19 protein-coding genes are annotated in these 20,020 nt (G+C 73.4%); 6 read left to right on the top strand and 13 right to left on the bottom strand.

All coding sequences use genetic code 11. The features are described 5' to 3' along the window. Positions 1-233: 233 nt before the first annotated feature. Genes VFZ92_RS24100 through VFZ92_RS24085 form a run of 4 tightly spaced genes read right to left on the bottom strand, consistent with a single transcriptional unit; the run spans position 234 to position 3,345 of the window. Complete coding sequence (locus VFZ92_RS24100) at positions 234-449, bottom strand: hypothetical protein (protein WP_330878291.1); 216 nt, start codon at positions 447-449, stop codon at positions 234-236. 22 nt (positions 450-471) lie between these two features. After that, entirely contained in the window at positions 472-1,293 is an 822-nt protein-coding gene (locus VFZ92_RS24095) for an NUDIX domain-containing protein (RefSeq protein ID WP_330878290.1), read from the bottom strand. A gap of 28 nt (positions 1,294-1,321) precedes the next feature. Next, on the bottom strand, positions 1,322-2,608 hold the full coding sequence (locus VFZ92_RS24090; RefSeq protein WP_330878288.1) for a sensor histidine kinase: 1,287 nt from the start codon (positions 2,606-2,608) through the stop codon (positions 1,322-1,324). After that, complete coding sequence (locus VFZ92_RS24085; RefSeq protein WP_330878287.1) at positions 2,605-3,345, bottom strand: response regulator transcription factor; 741 nt, start codon at positions 3,343-3,345, stop codon at positions 2,605-2,607. The genes VFZ92_RS24090 and VFZ92_RS24085 overlap by 4 nt, the downstream gene beginning before the upstream one ends. A 127-nt stretch (positions 3,346-3,472) precedes the next feature. Here VFZ92_RS24085 and VFZ92_RS24080 point away from each other — a divergent pair, with 127 nt between their 5' ends. The 3 genes from VFZ92_RS24080 to VFZ92_RS24070 are packed head-to-tail and all read left to right on the top strand — an operon-like array spanning position 3,473 to position 6,452. Next, positions 3,473-4,615 carry a LolA family protein gene (locus VFZ92_RS24080; RefSeq protein ID WP_330878286.1) on the top strand — a complete coding sequence of 381 codons (1,143 nt, stop codon included), beginning with the start codon at positions 3,473-3,475 and terminating at the stop codon, positions 4,613-4,615. After that, positions 4,612-5,619, top strand: coding sequence for an ABC transporter ATP-binding protein (locus VFZ92_RS24075; RefSeq protein WP_330878285.1), 1,008 nt, complete (start codon positions 4,612-4,614; stop codon positions 5,617-5,619). The genes VFZ92_RS24080 and VFZ92_RS24075 overlap by 4 nt, the downstream gene beginning before the upstream one ends. Further along, positions 5,616-6,452 carry an ABC transporter permease subunit gene (locus VFZ92_RS24070; RefSeq protein WP_330878284.1) on the top strand — a complete coding sequence of 279 codons (837 nt, stop codon included), beginning with the start codon at positions 5,616-5,618 and terminating at the stop codon, positions 6,450-6,452. Before VFZ92_RS24075 ends, VFZ92_RS24070 begins: the two co-directional genes overlap by 4 nt. On the opposite strand, the gene VFZ92_RS24065 is transcribed toward VFZ92_RS24070, so the two are convergent. Genes VFZ92_RS24065 through VFZ92_RS24055 form a run of 3 tightly spaced genes read right to left on the bottom strand, consistent with a single transcriptional unit; the run spans position 6,414 to position 10,032 of the window. Continuing rightward, positions 6,414-7,412, bottom strand: a complete 999-nt coding sequence (locus VFZ92_RS24065) for an ABC transporter ATP-binding protein (RefSeq protein WP_330878283.1) — start codon at positions 7,410-7,412, stop codon at positions 6,414-6,416. The genes VFZ92_RS24070 and VFZ92_RS24065 overlap by 39 nt on opposite strands. Next, on the bottom strand, positions 7,412-9,025 hold the full coding sequence (locus VFZ92_RS24060; RefSeq protein ID WP_414719992.1) for an ABC transporter permease: 1,614 nt from the start codon (positions 9,023-9,025) through the stop codon (positions 7,412-7,414). Before VFZ92_RS24060 ends, VFZ92_RS24065 begins: the two co-directional genes overlap by 1 nt. Next, positions 8,989-10,032, bottom strand: coding sequence for a thiamine ABC transporter substrate-binding protein (locus VFZ92_RS24055; protein ID WP_330878281.1), 1,044 nt, complete (start codon positions 10,030-10,032; stop codon positions 8,989-8,991). Before VFZ92_RS24055 ends, VFZ92_RS24060 begins: the two co-directional genes overlap by 37 nt. A 137-nt stretch (positions 10,033-10,169) precedes the next feature. Between VFZ92_RS24055 and VFZ92_RS24050 the strand changes: the two genes are divergently transcribed. Further along, on the top strand, positions 10,170-10,463 hold the full coding sequence (locus VFZ92_RS24050) for a 4a-hydroxytetrahydrobiopterin dehydratase (RefSeq protein ID WP_330878280.1): 294 nt from the start codon (positions 10,170-10,172) through the stop codon (positions 10,461-10,463). Between the two features lie 96 nt (positions 10,464-10,559). Beyond that, entirely contained in the window at positions 10,560-10,976 is a 417-nt protein-coding gene (locus tag VFZ92_RS24045; RefSeq protein ID WP_330878279.1) for a hypothetical protein, read from the top strand. Here VFZ92_RS24045 and VFZ92_RS24040 read toward each other — a convergent pair. From VFZ92_RS24040 to VFZ92_RS24030, 3 genes are all read right to left on the bottom strand, one after another. Further along, complete coding sequence (locus VFZ92_RS24040) at positions 10,867-12,078, bottom strand: mannosyltransferase (protein WP_330878278.1); 1,212 nt, start codon at positions 12,076-12,078, stop codon at positions 10,867-10,869. The two genes, VFZ92_RS24045 and VFZ92_RS24040, sit on opposite strands and share 110 nt — an antisense overlap. 299 nt (positions 12,079-12,377) lie before the next feature. After that, positions 12,378-13,019 carry a DUF6218 family protein gene (locus VFZ92_RS24035; protein WP_330878277.1) on the bottom strand — a complete coding sequence of 214 codons (642 nt, stop codon included), beginning with the start codon at positions 13,017-13,019 and terminating at the stop codon, positions 12,378-12,380. A gap of 77 nt (positions 13,020-13,096) precedes the next feature. Then, positions 13,097-13,867: a TetR/AcrR family transcriptional regulator gene (locus VFZ92_RS24030; protein WP_330878276.1), complete on the bottom strand. Its 771-nt coding sequence runs from the start codon at positions 13,865-13,867 to the stop codon at positions 13,097-13,099. 102 nt (positions 13,868-13,969) lie between these two features. On the opposite strand from VFZ92_RS24030, the gene VFZ92_RS24025 reads away from it, so the two are divergent. Continuing rightward, complete coding sequence (locus VFZ92_RS24025; RefSeq protein ID WP_330878275.1) at positions 13,970-14,689, top strand: DUF2306 domain-containing protein; 720 nt, start codon at positions 13,970-13,972, stop codon at positions 14,687-14,689. A 21-nt stretch (positions 14,690-14,710) separates the two neighbouring features. On the opposite strand, the gene ychF is transcribed toward VFZ92_RS24025, so the two are convergent. Genes ychF through VFZ92_RS24010 form a run of 3 tightly spaced genes read right to left on the bottom strand, consistent with a single transcriptional unit; the run spans position 14,711 to position 19,805 of the window. Beyond that, entirely contained in the window at positions 14,711-15,790 is a 1,080-nt protein-coding gene (gene ychF, locus VFZ92_RS24020) for a redox-regulated ATPase YchF (RefSeq protein WP_330878274.1), read from the bottom strand. An 11-nt stretch (positions 15,791-15,801) separates the two neighbouring features. Continuing rightward, positions 15,802-18,672 carry an SMC family ATPase gene (locus VFZ92_RS24015; RefSeq protein WP_330878273.1) on the bottom strand — a complete coding sequence of 957 codons (2,871 nt, stop codon included), beginning with the start codon at positions 18,670-18,672 and terminating at the stop codon, positions 15,802-15,804. Further along, a complete protein-coding gene (locus tag VFZ92_RS24010; protein ID WP_330878272.1) occupies positions 18,669-19,805 on the bottom strand; it encodes an exonuclease SbcCD subunit D in 1,137 nt (378 codons plus the stop codon). The genes VFZ92_RS24015 and VFZ92_RS24010 overlap by 4 nt, the downstream gene beginning before the upstream one ends. Between the last annotated feature and the right edge of the window lie 215 nt (positions 19,806-20,020).

The following is a 20,020-nucleotide window of genomic DNA, read 5'->3' as shown; positions in this document are numbered from 1 at the left end:
GCCGCCGCGGCGCCGCCCGCGACCGCGGCGAGCACCGCGGTTCCGGTGGGCGACACCGCGGCGACGGCGACGATCATGGCGGTCACCAGCAGCAGGGCGGGGAACAGCCGGAGGAGGAACCGCAGAGCGGGGAACAGCCGGAGAAGGAACCGCAGAGCGGGGAACAGCCGCGGAGGAGCCCGCAGGGCGGGAGCAGCCGGCGGAGGACCCGCGCGGTGTTCCGCGTCCGCCGGTCACCGCGCACGATGCCGTCGAGCACCGCCCAGCCGGTGGTACCGCCGTTTCGGCCTGCCCCTCTCGGCGGGATCGACGTCCTCCCACCTGCTCTCCAGCCGCGCCAGGACCGTGCCGCTCGGCGGTCCGGCCGCCGAGCGGATCTCCGGTCCGCGCGTCTCGCGCGCCGGGTCGTCCACGAGCCGACGCGGCACGAGCCGCGTCGGCGACGTCATCCTCGGTCCCGCCACCTGGTCCCTAGTCAGAGGACAGGAGGTCCCGCAGTCCGGGCACCAGCACGCGGTCGGCGGGCAGCCAGTCCAGGCCGTCCAGGTCCGACGGCCCGACCCACCGCACCGCCCGGTGCTCGCGGGCCTCCGGTTCGCCCGAGCCCAGCGTCGCCGCGAACACCCTCAGCAGCAGCTCGGCCCGCAGCGGCACGTCCGGCCCGACCTGCTCCCCCACCACGATCTCCACGCCCAGCTCCTCGGCGCACTCCCGCGCCAGCGCCTCGCCGTCGCTCTCACCGTGGTCGACGCGACCGCCGGGCACCTCCCACCGACCGGCCGCCTCCACCGGGAAGTCCCGCTGCTGCACCAGCAGCAGACCGTCCCGCACGATGGCCGCTCCGACCACCACGTCGGCGTTGACCAGCTGCGACGCCCGCCGGGACACGGCACCCGCCCGTGCTTCGAGGATGTTCAGCGCCAGCCCCCGGCCCACGATCACGTCGGCGAGCCTCCCGAACGGGCCGCCGGGGCTGATCCACTCCACGGCGTCGACGACGAGCGTGCCGCCGCCGGTCTCCACCAGGTCCGTCGTCAGCGCCAGCATCGGCAGCGGGCCGTCGACCAGCTCCGCCGCCACGCCGGTCACGTCCGCGCGGGTGACGACCAGCTTCCCGCGCACCGGACCGACGGACCCGGACAGCTCCGCCCCCACGTGCAGGATGCCGGAACCCCCGGAGATCCGGACGCCGAGACCGCGCACGGACGACGCCAGCAGGCGACCGTCCAGCAGAGCGCCCGCGACGGTTCGGACGGGCGCTTCGACGAGCGTGGTCGCACGGAGATCGGGCACGGCCGAATACTGCCATTCACCTGTGAAATCAACGGTAAGCGGGCCAACGGATCTCGAATCGCGCGCCGCCCTGGGGCGAGTCGAGGACCCGGACGGAGCCCCTGCGCTGCCGGACGAGGTGGGCGACGAGCGCCAGGCCGAGGCCGAACCCGCCGCTGGCCCGGCCGCGGTGCTCCTCGACGCGGTAGAAGCGGTCGAACACGCGGGCCCAGTGCTCGGGCGGGATGCCGTGGCCGTCGTCGTCCACGACGAGGCGGATCTCGCGGACGGCGGGCAGCACCGAGATGCGGATCAGGCTGGTCGCGTAGCGGGAGGCGTTGCGGACGAGGTTGTCGACGACCAGTTCGACCTCGGTGCGGGTCGCGGACACCATGCAGGCGCTCATCGGGGCCGCGACCTGCACGAGCAGGTCGTGCGGGGGCATGCGGTCGACGGCGGAGTGCACCTGGAGGGCGAGGTCGACGGGTTCGGCGCGCGGGAGTTCGCCGCTGTCGGCGCGGGCCAGGATCAGCAGGGCGTCGACCAGCTCCGACAGGCGCTCGGACTCCTCCACCACGGATTCGAGGACCTCCAGGGAGAAGTCCGGGTCCGGGTGGGCGACGGCGACCTCGGCCTGGGCGCGCACCGACGTGACGGGTGAGCGCAGCTCGTGGGCGGCGTCGCCGGTGAACCTGCGCAGCCGCTCGGTGGCCTCGTCCCGCCGCGCGAGCAGGCCGTTCAACGCCTCCGCGAGCGCCTGGAGCTCGTCCTGCGACTCCGGGACGGGCAGGCGCTGGCCGCGGGGCAGCTGGGCGGCGGCCACGCGCATCCGCTCGACCGGGCGCAGCGACGACCGGACGGACAGCCAGGTGGCGATGCCGACCAGCAGCGCGACCAGTGCCGTGGCGACGGCCAGCCACCTGGTGCCGAGGTCGTTGGCGCCGTTGTAGCCGACGAGCGTGTCACCAGCGGCGATGAGCCTCGGCGTGCCGTCGGGAGCGGTGTCGACGCGGCCCAGCCAGCGCATCGCGCTCACGCCGTCCTCGCGCAGCACGGGCCTGCCGGACTTCAGCGTCCGCACCTCCGCGGGCGTCAGGTCGGGCGCGGGAAGGCCGTCCAGCGGCGCGCCCGCCGTGTCGAGCACCCGCACGGACGGGCCGGAGCCGAGCGCGACGGCCTTGGTCAGCTCGGAGTCGACGGCGCTGATCTGCACGCGGGCGATCAGGCTCGGGGCGAGGCTCGTCAGCGCCATCAGGCACAGCCACGCGACGCCGGTGGCCACCACGGTGATCCGGAAGCGCAGCGTGCGCCGGAACCACCACCGACGCGGGTTCACCTACGAGCCGCCCGCTGCGCGGTCGCGCCGAGCGCCGCGTCGAGGTCGGCGGTGGAGGCGAGGTAGCCGTGGCCGCGGACCGTGCGGACGACCTCGCCCGCGCCCATCGCGTCGAGCTTGCGCCGCAGGTAGCCGACGTACACCTCGACGGCGTTGCGGGTGGCGGCCTGCTCGTCGCCCCACACGGTGCGCAGCAGCTCGTCCTTCGTCACGACGGAGCCCGCGCGGCCCGCCAGGACGTCGAGCACGGCGTACTCGCGGGGGCTCAGCGCGACCGGCGCGCCCGCCCAGGTGACCTCGCGCAGCCCGCGGTCCACGACCAGTTCGCCCAGCTTGAGCCTGCGCCGGGAGCCGCCGCCGGAGTTGCGGCGCAGCAGCGCCCGCACCTGGGCGACCAGCACCACGAACGAGAACGGCTTGACCAGGTAGCCGTCGGCGCCGAGGTCGAGCCCGTCGGCCTGGTCGACCTCGCCGTCCTTGGCCGAGACCATCAGCACCGGTGTGCGCACGCCCTCGGCCCGCATCCGCTGGAGCACCCGGTAGCCGGACAGGCCGGGCAGCATGATGTCGAGCAGCACGACGTCGAACGCGCCGGTCAGCGCCACGCGCAGCGCGTTGGGGCCGTCCGCGGCGGTCACGACCTCCATGCCCTCCGCCGACAGGCCACGCTCCAGCGCCCGCCGCACACCGATCTCGTCGTCGACAACCAGCACCCGTGGTCTCACACCCGCAAGCATGCCGCCTGAGGAGCACAATCGGCTGGGGATCTCAGCGGTCTCTCAGGCTCTCAGCGCGATCTCAGCGTGGTCCGGGCACTGTCGGTGGTGTCGAACGGCACACGGCCGGACGGCAGGAGGAGGGGACATGAACAGGAGAAGGGTGACCGTGGCCGTAGCGGCGGCCGGGGTGGTGGCCGGGGTCGCGGGTCTGGGGGCGCTGGCGATGCCCGCCGGTGCGGGGCCCGCGCCTGTGCTGCCCCAGGTCGACGCGCAGTCCCTCGTCGAATCGGTGCTCACGGCGAAGCCCGCCGCGTTCGGCGGCACGGTGGACGTGAACAACAGCCTCGGCATCCCGGCCATCGCCGGTCTGCCGCAGCTGTCCGACGGCGCCAGCCAGGTCCGCATGTGGACCGACGGCCAGGGCCGGTCGCGGGTCTCGCTGCCGACCGGCGACTCCGAGCGGACCATCGTCGACGACGGCACGACGATCTGGGCGTGGAACTCGGAGACGCAGAGCGTCACCAGGACGCCGCGCGGCTCGGCGGACGCCAAGCCCGACCACGACCTGGGCCTCGGCCTCGGTCTGGGCGAGGACGGCAAGCCCGCCGACCCGCTCCAGGTGGCGCGGGACGTGGTGTCGGAGATCGAGAAGACCAGCACCGTGACCGTCGACGGCACGGCCCGCGTGGCCAACCGCTCGGCGTACGAGCTGGTGCTCACGCCGAAGCCCTCCGAGCGGACGGTGCTGCGCGAGGTGCGCGTCGCGGTCGACTCGGAGCTGCGGCTGCCGCTGCGGGTGTCGCTGCTGACCAACGGCACCGACGAGCCCGCCGTGCAGGTCGGCTTCTCGGAGCTGACCGTCGGCGCCCAGGACGCGGGTCTGTTCCAGTTCACCCCGTCGGCCAGCGCGAAGGTCGACGAGAAGGAGGCGGAGGCCCCGTCCGAGCAGGACAAGGCCCAGGCGGAGAAGGCCCTGGGTGAGGCGTCGCCGCAGATCATCGGCGACGGCTGGGACACCGTGGTCGTCGCCAGGACCCCCGCGGAGACCCTGGCGGGGATGCAGCTGCCCGCCGAGGAGGAGTCCGACCGCCGCGGCCCCGGCCGTGAGCAGGCGGGCAACCCGCAGGACCTGCTCAAGCAGCTCGGCAAGCCGGTCAGCGGCGCGTGGGGCAGCGGAACGCTGATCAGCAGCAAGATCGGCAACGTCCTGCTGGCCGACGACGGGCGCGTCGCGCTCGGCGCCGTTCCGGAGCAGGTGCTGACCGAGGCGATCGGCCAGGTGAAGTGACCACTTCGACCAGCGCACGGGTGGAGTCCGCTCCGGCGGGCTCCACCCCGGTCCTCGCCGCTCGCACGCGGGGTCTGCGCAAGACGTACGGCAGCACGGTCGCGGTGGACCGGGTGGACCTGGACCTGCCCGAGGGCGCGGTCATGGGGATGCTCGGGCCCAACGGGTCGGGGAAGACGACCACGATCCGGATGCTGCTCGGGCTGGTGAAGCCGACCGAGGGCACCGTGGAGCTGCTCGGGCGGGCGCTGCCCGACGGGGCGGCCGACGCGCTGCCGCACGTCGGTGCGCTGGTCGAGGGGCCGGGGTTCCACCCGTTCCTGTCGGGCCGGGAGAACCTGCGGCGCGTCGCGGCGTTCGAACCGCTGCTGGCGACGGGGGCGGTCAAGCAGTCGGTGGAGGACGCGCTGGAGCGCGTCGGGCTGGCGCAGGCCGCGCACCGGCGGTACCGGGGGTACTCGCTGGGCATGAAGCAGCGGCTCGGGCTGGCGGCGGCGCTGCTGGTGCCGCGCAGGCTGATCGTGCTGGACGAGCCGACGAACGGCCTCGACCCCGCGGGCACGCGCGAGGTGCGCAAGGTCATCGGCGACCTGCACGCGGCGGGCAGCACGGTGCTGGTGTCGTCGCACCTGCTGAGCGAGATCGAGGCCACGTGCACGCACGTGGCCGTGCTGCACCGGGGAACCGTGGTGGCGCAGGGGGAACTGGCCGAGCTGTTGCAGTCCGACAGCACGGCCCTCCAGGTGACCACGTCCGACGTGGACACCGCGTTGACCGCGCTGCGCGCCGCCCGGATCTCCGCCCGCCCGTCCGAGGAGGGCGTGCGGGTCGAGCTGATCGGCACGACGGCACCCGCGGTCTTCCAGACGCTGGTGCAGGCGGGCGTGGAGATCCACGAGGCGGTCCGCCAGCGCACCGGTCTCGAAGAGCTGTTCGCGCGGCTCACCGAGGCCGGGGAATCCGAGCACCTGTCCTCAGTGGACACCATCGAGGGGGCACGATGACCACGGCTGTCGCCACGCGCGCCCCGTTGACCCGGCAACTGCGCTCGGAGCTGCGGTGGATCCTGCGCCGCCCGCGCACGGTGATCGGGCTGGGGCTGCTGTGCGTGGTCCCGATCCTGGCCGGTGCAGGCCTGTGGTTCGCCGTCGACAACACCGACGGCCCGGCCGGGCCGGGGCTCGCCGCGATCATCGCGGGCAACGGCCTCGTCCTGCCGATCTTCACGCTGTTCCTGTCGCTGCCGCTGCTGCTGCCGCTGGTCGGCGCGATCTGGGCGGCCGACGGCCTCGCGGGTGAGGCGAACAGCGGCACGCTGCGCGGCCTGATGGTCGCGCCGGTCGGCCGGCTCCGGCTGCTGGGCATCAAGGCGTTCGGCATCGCGGTCATGTCGCTGTTCGCGGTGACGCTGATGGCCCTCGTCGGCGCGATCACCGGTGTGGTCCTGTTCGGCATGGACGGGATGCTCACGGTGTCCGGCACGACGCTGTCGGTCGGCGCGGCGCTGGGCCGGATCGTGCTGACGATCCTGCTCGTGACGTTCCAGGTGTGGGCCGTCGCGGCCGTGGCGCTGGCGATCTCCGCGTGCACCGAGCACCCGCTGGTGGTGATGGCCGCGACCATGGCCGGGATCATCGTGTTCGCCGTGCTCGGGGCGTTCAGCGCGCTGGACTGGCTCCAGCCGTACCTGATCACCTCGGCGTGGGACGGCCTCGCCGACGTGATGCGCGACCCGATGCCGGTGGACGGCCTGTGGAACAGCACCGGCCTGGCCGCGTGCTACCTGCTCATCGGCCTGTCACTGGCCGCCATCCGCCTGGTCACCAAGGACGGCTAGCCCGTCGGGGTCGACCGAGAGGCGCACCCGGTCGCCGAGCGCGGGTGGCTCGGCGATCGGGGCGACCGCCTCGAACTCCTCGCCCCGCACGGTCACCAGCAGCCGCACGTGGTCGCGGCGGTGCACCCGTTCCTCGACCAGGCCGTCCAGCGGGCCGTCGGAGTCGACGCGCAGCGCCGTGGACCGCAGGCCGACGCGGCCCGGAACGGTGATCCCCAGCAGGTCGAGGGCCGCGGCGGCGGGCAGGACCCTGCCGCAGCCCAGGAACTTCGCCGTGTCGACGTCGACCGGCGACCGCCAGACCTCGGTGGGCGGGCCGACCTGCCGGATGCGGCCCGCGCGCATGACGGCGACCCGGTCGGCGAGCGTGAACGCCTCGTCGTGGTCGTGGGTGACGACGAGCGCCGTGGCGCCCGCTTCGCGCAGCAGCCGGGCGAGGTCGACGGCCAACTGCTCGCGCAGCGCCCGGTCCAGCGCCGACAGGGGTTCGTCCAGCAGCAGCAACCGGGGTCGGGGGGCCAGGGCGCGGGCCAGCGCGACCCGCTGCTGCTCGCCGCCGGACAGCTCGGTGACCTTGCGCTTCTGGTAGCCGCCGAGGCCGACCAGGTCCAGGAGTTCGGCGACGCGCTTGTGCCGCGCCTCGGTCTCCACGCCGTGCATCCGCATCCCGAACGCCACGTTGCCCGCGACGTCCCGGTGCGGGAACAGCTGCCCGTCCTGGAACACCAGCCCGAATCCCCTGCGGTGCACCGGGACGCCCGCCAGGTCCTCGTCGTCCCACCGGACCGCGCCCGCGCTGGGCCGTTCCAGGCCCGCGACCGCGCGCAGCAGCGTCGACTTGCCGCAGCCGGACGGGCCGAGCAGCGCGACGACCTCCCCGTCCGCGACCTCCAGGTCCACACCGGACACGGCCGTGACGGCGCCGTAGCGGACGCCGACCCCGGTGAGCCGCAACGACATCAGAACTCCCCACTGCTGGGCACGCGCAGCTTCTCGATCAGCAGCACCGCGGCGATCGTGACGACCATCAGCAGCGCGCACGCGGCGTACGCCATCTGGCTGTTGAGCTGGCCGGGCCGCGACATCAGCCGGGCGATCACGATCGGCAGCGTCGGCGCGTCCGGCCGCGCCAGGAAGCTGGTCGCGCCGAACTCCCCCAGCGCCACCACGAACCCGAACCCGGCCGCGGCGGCCAGCGACCGGCCTGCGAGCGGCAGGTCGACCTCGCGCCACACCCGCCACGGGCTCGCGCCGAGCGTCGCGGCGGCCTGCCGCAGCCGTTCGTCGACGGCGCGCAGCACCGGCAGCACGATCCGGACGACCAGCGGTGTCACGACGAGGGCCTGCGCCAGCGGGACCAGCGCGGGTGACGTGCGCAGGTCGCCGGGCAGCGCGTCCATCGTGATCAGGTAGCCGAAGCCGACCGTCACCGCGGACACGCCCAGCGGCAGCATCAACGCGGTGTCCAGCACCTCGCCGATGCCCAGGGGGGTTCGGCCTCGGCGCAGGCCGACCAGCACGACGGCGGAGAACACGCCGATGGTCAACGCCAGCAGGGTCGCGTCCGTCGCGGTGCGCAGGGAGTTCACCGCCGCGTCGACCCCGGACACGGCCAGGGTGCCGCGCTCCCCCGTGCCGGTCAGCGCCCGGTAGCCCGCGAGGCTCCAGCCGTCCACCGTGGACAGGGAGCGGACGACGAGGCCGACGACGGGAACCAGCAGCGTGAGCACGACGGCGAACGCCACCGCGACCACACCCCACTCGCCGCCGGTGGGCCTGCGCACGACCTCGGCACGGCCGCGCAGCGACAGCGCCGTCTCCCGGCGCCTGCGCGCCAGCCCGCCGAGCAGCAGCACGGCGAGCACGGCGGCGAACTGGAGCAGGGACAGCGCGGCGGCGCCGGACAGGTCGAACAGCTCCACCGTCCGCAGGTAGATCTCGGTCTCCAGGGTGCGGTGGCGGGCCCCGCCGAGCACCAGCACCACCCCGAAGCTGGTGGCGCAGAACAGGAACACCACCGAGGCCGCCGATCCGATGGCGGGCAGCAGCGCGGGCAGCACGACCGAGGCGAACGCCCTCGGGCGGGACGCGCCCAGCGCGCGGGCGGCGTCCTCCGCGCGGCGGTCGGTGTGCGCCCACAGCCCCCCGACGGTCCGCGCCACCACCGCGACGTTGAAGAACGCGTTGGCCAGCACGATCGGCAGCACCCCGCCGTCCGGCCACAGCGCCCGGAAGGCCAGGCCCACCACCACGGTCGGCAGCACGAACGGCACCATCACCGCGGCCCGCACGAACCCCGTGCCCGCGACCTCGCAGCGAGCCAGCAGGAACGCCACCGGCAGACCCGCGACCAGCGCCAACACCGTCGACGCCGCGGCTTGGCCGAGGGTGAACCCGACCAGCTCCCACGTGCCGGCGGCGGCCAGCACCTCGCCGACCCCGCCGTCGCGCAACCCGAGGTGCACGATCGCGAGCACCGGCCACGCGAAGAAGACCCCGAGGAACAGCAGCGGGACCAGCGCGGCGAACGCCCAGATCAGCCCACTACGAGCGTGCGCCACTGGGACACCCACTGCTCGCGGTTGGCGCTGACCTGGTCGGCGGGCAGGGTCTGCGGCGACGTCGGCAGCGGCGCGGCCTTGGTCCACGCCTCGGGCAGCGTCACGCCCTCGCGCGACGGGTACACGTACATCTGCTCGGGCACGTCGGCCTGGAACTGCTCGGAGAGCAGGAAGTCCAGCACCTTCTCGGCGTCCTCGGGGTTCTTCGCGCCCGCCAGCACGCCCGCGTACTCGACCTGGCGGTAGCAGGTGTCCAGCACGGCCTTGGTGCGCGGGTTCCCGTCCTCGCCGATCTCGGCCGACGGCGAGGACGCGTACGACACGACGATCGGGCGGGGCCCCTTGCCAGCGGAGCCGGAGAAGTCCTGGTTGTAGGCCTCCTCCCAGCCGCTGACGACCTTGACGCCGTTGGCCTTGAGCTTGGTCCAGTAGTCGCTCCAGCCCGTGGCCCCGTACTCGCCGATGGTGCCGAGCAGGAACGCGAGACCGGGCGAGGAGGTCGCCGGGTCCTCGACGACGAGCATGTCCCGGTACTTCGGGTCGATCAGGTCGGCGTACGACGTGGGCTCCGGCACGCCCTTCGCGGCGAGACCGGCGATGTCGACGTTCAGGCACACGTCGCCGACGTCGACCGCGTGCAGCTTGTCGCCGCCGTCGACCTGGTAGCGCTGCGCGCCCTTGGTCGCCTCGGGGCTCGCGTACTCCGCGAACACGCCCTCGGTCAGCGCGCGCGAGGCGAACGTGGAGTCGACGCCGAACGCGACGTCGCCGATCGGGTTGGCCTTGGTGAGCACCAGCTTGTTCGTCAGCGCGCCCGCGTCACCGCTGGCGACCTGCTTGATCGTGATGCCGGAGGAGGCCTTGAAGGCGTCCAGCGTCTCCTGCCTGGCGGTGAACGAGTCGTGCGTCACGAGCGTGACGACGCGCTCGCCCGCGGCGGGCGCGGACTCGCCGCCGCCCAGGGAACACCCCGCGACCAGCGACAGGCAGGCGGCAGCGGTCAGAACTCGGCGAAGCATCAGGTCTCTCCCTACACCGGCATGATCCGGATCAGGTTGGACGGTCGAAGGCTCGCGCGCCTTCCTCTCAGCCCGGCGCAGTACCGGACTCCCGTGGTAAGCGGCAGCGTACGCGACTCGGTGGGACCATCAGGGCCATGGCCGAACTGATGACCGACGACCAGGTGACCGAGGCGCTGCGTAGCCTGCCGAGTTGGAGCGCGCAAGAGGACTCGCTGATGCGGATCGTGGAGCTGAAGAGCTTCGCGCAGGCGATCCAGGTGGTGAACCGGGTGGCCGAGATCGCGGAGAACGACGACCACCACCCGGACATCGACATCCGCTGGCGGACGCTGACGTTCCGCGTGAGCACGCACTCCAAGGGGGGTGTCACCGCGCTCGACATCAGCCTGGCCAACGAGATCGACGGCGTGATCGACGCCCTCGGCTGACCGGTCGGCGGCTCGCGCGAGAACGGTGAACCGAACGTTGTCGCAGCTCAGCGTGGTCGCTTCAGGCCCTTGCGCGATCGTCGGGGACGCGGTTCGGTGAGATCACCGCCGCCTCCGGACGCGCTGACCACGTCGCTGCCGTCGTTCACCCGGATCGGCGTGGTGGACGCGGACCAGGCGCTGCTCGACGCGTCGCGGACGCTGTTCCGCGACGCGTCGAGGCGGCTGTTCAGCGACGTGACCGGGCTGCGGGTCGGCGGCGCGCAGGCCAACGGCTTCGCCGTGTCGGGGCTGGCGAAGGCCGTGCTGGCGCTGCCCGCCGACAGCCCGCTGCGCGTCGAGCACGCGCGCGGCTCGCACCGGCCCGCGGGCGACAGCGCCGCGTTCGCCGTGGGCGCCTACCTCACCGCCGGTCAGCAGGTTGCGGCTCGGACGCCGGGCTGCTGGTCTCCTCCGCGGTCCGCGGGTCCGCGTTCCTGGCCCGCAGACCGACCGCGACGGCGACCAGCGTGAGCACGCCGGCGGCCGGGTAGACCCAGCCCAGCAGCGACTCCCACCAGGGGCGCGGGATGGTCCAGATGGAGTCCTGCCAGATCAGCAGGAACGAGATCAGGAAGCTGCCGATCGCCAGCACCCAGACGATCGCGGTGGCGTTGACCAGCCTGTTGCGGTTGGCCGATCCGTAGAGCAGCCACATCAGCGCGGGCACCGCCCACACCCAGTGGTGGCTCCACGAGATCGGCGACACGAGCAGCCCGAACACCTGCACCACGACGATCGCGGCCAGCGTCTCCTGGGCCCGCAACGCCTCCCGCAGCGCCCACACCAGCAGCACCACGGCGACGGCGACCGCGACCAGGTAGATCGGGCCGGTCTGCACGTCGTAGCCGACGGTCCGCGACAGCGCGCCGCGCAGCGACTGGTTGATCGACGACCCGACCGGTCCGACCCGCGAGGCGTCACCGAGCAGGTGGAACCAGTACTCCTTCGAGAGCTGCGGCGCGATCAGGAACCCGAACCCGACGGTCAGCGCGAACGCCACGACCGACCAGACCGCCGCGGCGAACCGCCTGGTGCCGAGGAAGTACACGCCCGACACCGCGGGCGTCAGCTTGATGCCCGCGGTCAGGCCGACGCCGAACCCCGCCACCCAGGGGCGGGAACTCGCCATCGTGGCGAGGAGCACGGCGGCCAGCAGCAGGTTGATCTGGCCGTAGTTGAGGGTCGTGCGCACCGGTTCGACCCAGATCGCCAGCGCCGTCCACAGCATCGCGCGGCGGGACAGGTGCTCGGCGTCGATCATCTTCAGCGCCGTGCGGATCAACCAGTACAGGCACGCGAGGCAGAGGATCTGCCAGAACCAGCGCGCCACGCCCCAGGGGACCCAGGACAGCGGCAGGAACACGAACGCCGAGAACGGCGGGTACGTGAACGGCAGCGCGAACTTGTCCGAGAACTCGCTCAGCCGCCACTCGTAGAGCAGACCGGTGAAGATCTCCGGCGACCCGTTCCGGTAGACCATCAGGTCGATCATGGTCATCTGCGTCTGGAACGCGACCATCGTCAGCTGTCCGAGCAGGGACAACACCAGCAGCCACGGCGCGACGGCGAGCACGCGAGCTTCCACGGCGCGCGGACACACGCGGGGCCTCCTCGGGGTTGGCGACATTTCCAGTGTGAAGTAGCCGACTCGGGGAGCAAAAAGTGGGTACCCGAACGTCATGACAGGTGGGAGTCCACAACCACGGGGAGAATCATGACCGCGGACATCGTGGTGGCGCTCGTCGCCGCTGTCGGAATGCTGTTCACCGCTGGCGGCGTGCTGGCCCTGGCCGCACGCGACCGCCACCAGCTGCACTAGTCGGTCGTCCATGGGGGCTGTCCCTTCTCGGGACAGCCCCCATGCCTTCGGCCCTACTCCCGCCCCGCCGCGGCTTCGGCCACGCGCTCCTCCCACAGCGGGGCCAACAACGACGGTTCCCCGAACACCGCCCGCAGGTGCTCGCGCCGGTCCAGCACGTCGGCGTTCTCCTGCCAGCGCCGCACCACCCACTCGCCGAGCCCGCAGATCAACCGGGCTTGAGCCACGGCCTCGGACACGTCCGACGGCACCACGATCCTCGCCCGCCGCCGCAGGTCCTCCAGGGTCGCGGGCAGCGGGTCCGGCAGCGTCACCGGCCAGCGGAGGTCACCGGACTCCAACCGGGACGCCTGCTGCTCGGCCACCACGGCGGCGTACGCGTCCCGAGCACCGGCCACCTCGGCCACGACCTCGGGCAGCGTGACGGTGACCGGGTTCACCTCCGTCAGCCCCTCGGCCAACGCCCACTCGCGCACGACCGCCACGGCTTCGGCGGTGTCCCACGCCAGCAGCGCGCGTCCCGCGCAGTGCTCCAGCAGCGATTCCCCGACCGGCGCCACCCACTCGCCGGTCGTCACGCCGTCGACGCCGAGGTGTGCGACGGCGACCTCACCGGCCGTCCGGCACACGACGACGTGGCCGATCATCGTGCGGCCGTCGGCGGAACGGGCGGGCAGCAGTCCAGGCTGGGTCATACCTGTCCATCGCCACGGTGATCATTTCGTTTCGCGGGCCACCGGACCGGCCGCCGCCGTCCGGTCACCGCGGACGACTACCCGGTCCGCTCAGCCGTCCACGCCTCGATGCCGTCCAGGAAGCGGTCGACGCCGAAAGCCAGTTCGGCGGGCAGCGCGTCCTCGCCGAGCGGTTCCGCGCCGTGGTCGGCGGTCTCGGCGGCGTGGACGGCGGCCAGTGCCGGGTAGTCGTCCGCGGTGACCAGGTCGGACAGGGCCAGCACCAGTTCGGCCTCGGTGCGCGGGCGCCCGCCGTCGGTCTTGTGCGCGCTGCCCATGTCCAGGCTGATCTGGGCGGTGCCGCGCACGACCGCGGTCAGGTGCAGCGCCGCCGCCCGCGCCTCGCCCGCCGCCAGCCCGGCCCCGAGCAGGGGGCGCAGCAGGCGGTCGAGCCAGGCGAGCTGGTTGGGACCGATCGGCGTGTGGTCGAGCGGGACGCGCAGCAGCCAGGGGTGGCTCCGGAAGCCCGCCCACAGCGCGGCGACCCAGCGCCGGACCGCGGGGCGGAGGTCGGACGCCCCGCCGAGGTCGGGCGGCTTCCCGGCCGCGACGTCGACCATCACCTCCAGCAGGAGGTCCTTGCTCGCGACGTGGTTGTAGAGCGACATCGTCGCGAAGCCGAGGTCGGAGGCGATCCGCTGCATCGACAGCGCCTCCAGGCCGTCGGCGTCCGCGATCCGGATCGCGGCGCGCGCGATCTGCTCGGCGGTCAGCCGGGGTCGCGGCCCGCGCTTGCCGCGGGAGCGCCCCGCCCAGAGCAGCGCGAGGCTGCGCTGGAGGTCCGAGCCCCTGTCGTCGCGTGTCGTCATCCGCCGTCCCGTCCTCGTCGTCGTGGACCATCCTAAAACTACGTATGTCATACGTTTTTATGTATGTTGTACGTAGTTGTTCCCCACCGTGAACGGATCACCATGACCTCGCCGACGACCCCGACGCCCAGACCAGCCCAGACCTGGTGGCGCCGCCCCTGGATCGCGCCGCTGATGCTGGTGGCGGCGGCCTTCCTGGTCTTCTCGGTACCGCCCTACCTGACCGGCGACCCGGCCGATTCCCGCCTGCCCGCGCCGCCGGGCAACGACCTGTACCACCCGCTGCTGGTGGCGCACGTGCTCTTCGGCACCGTCGCGATGGTCACCGCGTGCTTCCAGGTCTGGCCCGCGTTCCGCACCCGCCACCGGCGCGGCCACCGGATCACCGGCCGGGTCTACGTCTACGCGGGGGTGCTGCCCGCCGGGCTGCTCGGGCTGTACATCGGCTGGCACACCGCGGCGGGCCCGTCCGTGCGGGTCGCCAACCTCGTGGGCTCCGCGCTGTGGCTCCTGGTCACGCTCATCGGCCTGCGCGCGGCCCGACAGCGCCGCTTCGGCGACCACCGCAGGTGGATGTCCCGCAGCTTCGCGCTCGCCATGTCGATCGTCCTGAGCCGGGTGATCACCGTGGTGGCGACGATCGTGCTCACGCCCCAGCTGGACACCACGTTCGGCGGCAGCCGGGAGATGCTGACGTTCAGCACCGCGAGCATCGGCGTCTGGCTCAGCCCCCTGCTGCTCCTCCTGCTCACCGACTGGCTGCTGGACCGCCGCGGGGCGGGGGCCCGTGACGCGCGAACGGCCGCCACGCGAGTCGCGTGACGGCCGTCGTGGAACGCGGGGTCAGACGTTGAAGCGGAACTCCACCACGTCCCCGTCGACCATCACGTAGTCCTTGCCCTCCATGCGGACCTTGCCCGCCGCCTTCGCGGCGGCCTTGGAGCCCGACTCGACCAGGTCGTCGTAGGACACGACCTCGGCCTTGATGAAGCCGCGCTCGAAGTCCGTGTGGATCACGCCCGCCGCCTGCGGGGCGGTCGCGCCCTGCGGGATGGTCCACGCCCTGGCTTCCTTCGGGCCCGCCGTGAGGTAGGTCTGGAGGCCCAGGGTGTGGAAACCCGCGCGGGCGAGGGAGTACAGGCCCGGTTCGTGCTGGCCGATGGACTCCAGGAGTTCGCGGGCGGACTCCTCGTCCAGCTCCAGCAGCTCCGACTCCACCTTGGCGTCCAGGAAGACCGCGTCGGCGGGGGCGACCAGCTCGCGCAGCTCCTTCATCTTCGCGTCGTCGGTGAGGATGCCCTCGTCGGCGTTGAAGACGTACAGGAACGGCTTGGTGGTCAGCAGGCTGAGTTCGCGCAGCAGGTCGTTGTCCACTTCGGACTGCGCGCTGAACATCGTGCGACCGCTGTCGAGGATCGCCTTGGCCTTCTGGGCGGCGTCGAGGGCGGGGCGGCGGTCCTTCTGGGTCCGCGCCTCCTTCTCCAGCCTGGGGATGGCCTTCTCCAACGTCTGGAGGTCGGCGAGGATCAGCTCGGTGTTGATCGTCTCCATGTCGCTGCTCGCGTCGATGCGGCCGTCGACGTGCACGACGTCGGGGTCGTCGAAGACGCGGACGACCTGGCAGATCGCGTTGGCCTCGCGGATGTTGGCGAGGAACTTGTTGCCGAGCCCCTCACCCTCCGAGGCGCCCTTCACGATGCCCGCGATGTCGACGAACGACACCACGGCGGGCACCAGCTTCTCGGACCCGAAGATCTCGGCGAGCTTCGCCAGCCTCTCGTCGGGCAGCGGAACGACACCGACGTTGGGCTCGATCGTCGCGAACGGGTAGTTCGCGGCGAGCACGTCGTTGCGGGTCAGCGCGTTGAACAGGGTGCTCTTGCCGACGTTGGGCAGGCCGACGATGCCGAGGGTCAAACTCACGAACGGGAAGTCTACGCGGTGACCTGCAACGTCGAGCCGGTCCGGGCCTTGCGGACCCGCAACCGGGTGGGAATGCGCTGCCGCAGCTCCTCGACGTGCGACACGAGGCCGACGACCCGCCCGCCCGCGCGCAGCTCGTCGAGCGTGTTCATCACCAGGTCGAGGGTGTCGGCGTCGAGCGTGCCGAAGCCCTCGTCGACGAACAGGGTGTCCAGCAGCACGCCGCTGGTCTCGGCCGCGACCACGTCCGCGAGCCCGAGGGCGAGCGACAGCGACGCCAGGAACGACTCGCCGCCGGACAGGGTCTTCGCGGGCCGCTGCTGGCCGGAGTAGTCGTCCAGCACGTCGAGCCCCAGCCCGCCGCGGGTGCCGCGCGCGCCCGCTTCGAGGGAGTGCACGAACCGGTAGCGGCCCTGGCTCATCCGCTCCAGCCGCGTGCTCGCGGCCACGGCGACCTCCTCCAGCCGCGACGCCAGCACGTAGGTCCGCAGCGTCATCCGCCGGTGGTTCTGCCCGCGCCCGTTGATCACGTCCGTCAGCGCGTCCAGCTCGGCGAACTCCGCCTCGACCGGCTCGAACTCGACCCACCGCGCCCGCAGCCGCGCGGCCAGCTCCTCGACCCGGTGCAGCGCCGTCCGGGCCGACGACAGCGCCGACGCGGCCTGCTGCGCCTCCTCGCGGCTCGCCCGGAACCGCTCCTCCACGCCCTCCACGTCGACGTCCAGGTCCGGGTCGACGTCCGCCAGCTCGGCGAGCGCGGACGCCGCCGCCGCCCGCGTGTTGTCCAGCGAGGTGATCCGCTGGTCGAGCAGGGTCAGCGCCGCGTCGGTCCGGGCGGCCGACAGCGCCTCCTCGACGTCGGCGAACCCGGCCCTGGCGGCCAGCTCCGACGTCGTGACCCGCTGCTCCTCCAGGCGCGCCTCCGCGTCGGCGACGGCCGCGCGCCGGTTCGCCGCCTCCACGAGCGCGTCGGCCAGGTCGAGCAGGTGCGCCCGGCGGGCCAGCACGTCCGGGAAGTCGCCGCGCGCCTCGTCCAGCCGCTCGGCCCGCGCCGTCACGGTCTCCGTCAACGCCGTGAGCTGCGTGGACACCTCCACGAGGTCGCGTTCGGCGGCGGCGCGCGCGGCGGTGGTCTCCTCCAGCCGCCGCTCCAGCTCGCGCCGCGCAGACTCCCTGGCCGACCGCTGGCGGGCCAGTGCCGACGTCTCCTCGTGCTCCCGCAGCAGGTCGCCCAGCGGCCGGTCGTCGATCACCTCGCGCAGCGACTCGACCCGGTGCTCCGCCGCCAGCCGCTCCTGCTCGGCCACGCCGCGCCGCCGGGCCGCCGCCTGCTCGCGCTCGGCCGCCCGCTCCTCGTCCGCAGCCCCGACCGCGTCCAGCACCGGCCGCGCGGGCGCCGGGTGCTCGGCCGAGCCGCACACCAGGCACGCCCTGCCGGGGGCCAGCGCGGCGGCCAGCTCGACGGCCATCCCGTCCAGCCGCTGCCGCCGCACGTCGAGCAGGTGCCCCTGGGCCTCCTGGTGCTCGTCGATCGCGGCGCGGACGCCGTCCCCGGCCGCCGTCAGCGCCTGCTCGGCCGCGGGCAGCCGCCGGGCCGCGTCCGCCCGCGCCGCCACCTCGGCGAGCCTGGCCGCCGCGACCGCCGACTCCTCCACGGCCGCGCGCGCCGCCGCCACCTGCTGGGGCAACGTCGGGTCGACCGCGGCCACCCGCCGTTCGAGCCGTTCCCGCGAGGCGGTCAGCGCGACCACCCGCTCCGCGTCGCGCCGCTGCCGCTCGGCCTCGGCGGCGAGCTGGTTCAGCCCGCCCGCCTCCTCGCGCAGCCGTTCGGAATCGCCGCGCAGGTCGGTGCCGGTGTACCCGGCGAGGGCCGAGAACGCCGCGGCCTCCGCGGCCCTGGCCGCGTGCAGCGACCGCCCCAGTCGGACGGTCGCGTCGTGCGACGGCACCACGGGGGCCGCCCGCCGGGCCGCCCCGCGTTCGGCGACCCACGCCAGGCGCCGCGGCTCGGCCTCCTCGCACGAGTCCAGCGCCCGCCGGGCCGCGCGCACCCTGCGCACCCGGTCGGCTTCGACGCGGACCGACGCCAGCGCGCCCTCGGCCGCCTCGCGGGCGGTCGCCGTCGAGCGCGCCACGGCCTCGGCGTCGCCGAGCACCGCGTCCAGCCGCTTCAGCACGGAGGTGAGCCACTCCTCGTCGCCGACCTCCGGCGCCTCCTCGCCCGCGGCCTCGGACACCCGCTGCACCAGCGCGCGCCCGACCTGCCGGTGCTGCTCCAGGGCTTGCCCCGCGGCCGTCCGGCGGGCGCGGAACCAGTTCTCCACGTCCAGGAACCGCTGCGTGCCGAACAGCTTCTCCAGCAGCTTCTCGCGATCGGCCGTGTCCGCGCGCAGGAAACGGGCGAACTCGCCCTGCGGCAGCAGCACGACCTGGAAGAACTGCTCGGCGTTCATCCCGAGCAGGTTCTCGACCTCCAGCGCCACCTCGTCGATGCGGGTGTGCCCGTCGCCGCGCCACCCGCTGACCCACGTCAGCGTCGCCTTGGCCTGCTCCCTGGTGAAGCCCTCGCCGCGCTTCTTCGGCCGCAGGTACTCCGGGCTGCGCTCGATGCGCAGCCGCCTGCCCTGCACCGTCAGCTCCAGCACCACGACGGTGCGCACGTCGGGGTCCGCGTAGTCGCAGCGCAGCCTCTTCACGTCGCCGCGGGCGCCGGGGACCTTGCCGAACAGCGCGAACGCGACCGCGTCGAGCAGGGTCGTCTTGCCCGCCCCGGTGTCGCCGTGCAGCAGGAACAGCCCGTCCGCGCCGAGCACGTCGAAGTCGACGGTCTCGCGCTTCGGGTACGGCCCGAAGGCCGCCAGCTCCAGGCTGTGCAGCCTCACTGGGCCTCCCTGGCCGCGGCGGCGAACGCCTCGCGCAGCAGGGCCTGCTCGCGCCGGTTCGGCGGCTCGTTGCGGCAGTCGTCCACGAAGCAGCAGGCGATGTCCTCGTCCGACCGGCCGCGCACCGCGAACCGCAGCGCCGCCTCACGCCCGCCCGCGGGCTTCCACTCGACGTGCACCGCGTGCGGGAAGCGCCGCTGGAGCCGCCGCAGCGAGTCCAGCGGGCGGACGGGGTCGGTCAGCACCACGGACAGGAAGCTGTCGTGCACGGCGTCGTGCGCCGGGTCGTCCAGCAGGTCGTCCAGGGCTCCGGTCACGACCGCCAGCGGGCGGGGCACCGGCAGCTCGCGCCGCTCCACGCCCGCGAGCCCGCCCTCGTCCAGCTCCACCAGCCAGACGGACTTCACCTGGCCCGCCTCGGAGAACGAGTACGCCATCGGGCTGCCCGAGTACCGCAGCCGCTCCGACAGCACCTGCGGGCCGTGCAGGTGGCCCAGCGCCACGTAGTCGACCCCGTCGAACACCGACGTGGCCACGTCCTGCACGCCGCCGACCGCGATGGTCCGCTCCGAGTCGCTGCTCGCGCCACCGGACACGAACGCGTGCGCGAGCACCACCGACCGCGTCGAGGTCCGGGTGTCGAGGTCGGCGCGCACGCGCCGCATGGCCTCGGACAGCACGCCCGCGTGGCCGCGCGCCTCGGGCACGTCCAGCGCCTGCCGCGCGGGCTCGGGCTCCAGGAACGGGATCCCGTACAGCGCCACCGGCCCGTGCGCGTCCTGAAGCAGCACCGGCTGGTCCAGCTCGGCGATCCGGGTGCGCGTGTGCAGCCCGCCGTCCGCCGTGAACTCGCCGAACACCCCGATCCGCGCCGCGGAGTCGTGGTTGCCGGGCGTGATCACGATGCGGGCGCCTGCGGCCTTGATGCGGCCGAGCACGCGGGTGCAGGTCTGCACCGCCTCGGCGTTCGGCACCGCCCGGTCGTACAGGTCGCCCGAGACGACCACCACGTCCACCCGATCGGTCACCACCAGGTCGGCCAGCCCGCTGAGCACCGCCTCCTGCTCGGCGAGCAGGTCCCGACCGTGGAACGTGCGGCCCACGTGCCAGTCGGAGGTGTGCAGCAGACGCATGGGGCAACGCTATGACCAAGCACCGACAGTGCCGAGCACCACCGGGTCGGCGTGTCGCCTGATCGAGTGTTGTGGCTGGCCGTGTCACGATCAGTGGTTCTCGTCACGCTCGCCCGCCGTCCCGATCTCGGACTCCGTGCATCCTTCGAGACGCGTGGGGCGTGAATGTTCACGAGGGACGTTCACGGCCGTAGCGTGCGCTGACACGGCACCGA

Origin of the sequence: Umezawaea sp. (genome assembly GCF_036375055.1) — a bacterium.
Taxonomy (GTDB): domain Bacteria; phylum Actinomycetota; class Actinomycetes; order Mycobacteriales; family Pseudonocardiaceae; genus Umezawaea.
This window is presented reverse-complemented; position numbering and strand designations above follow the sequence as displayed.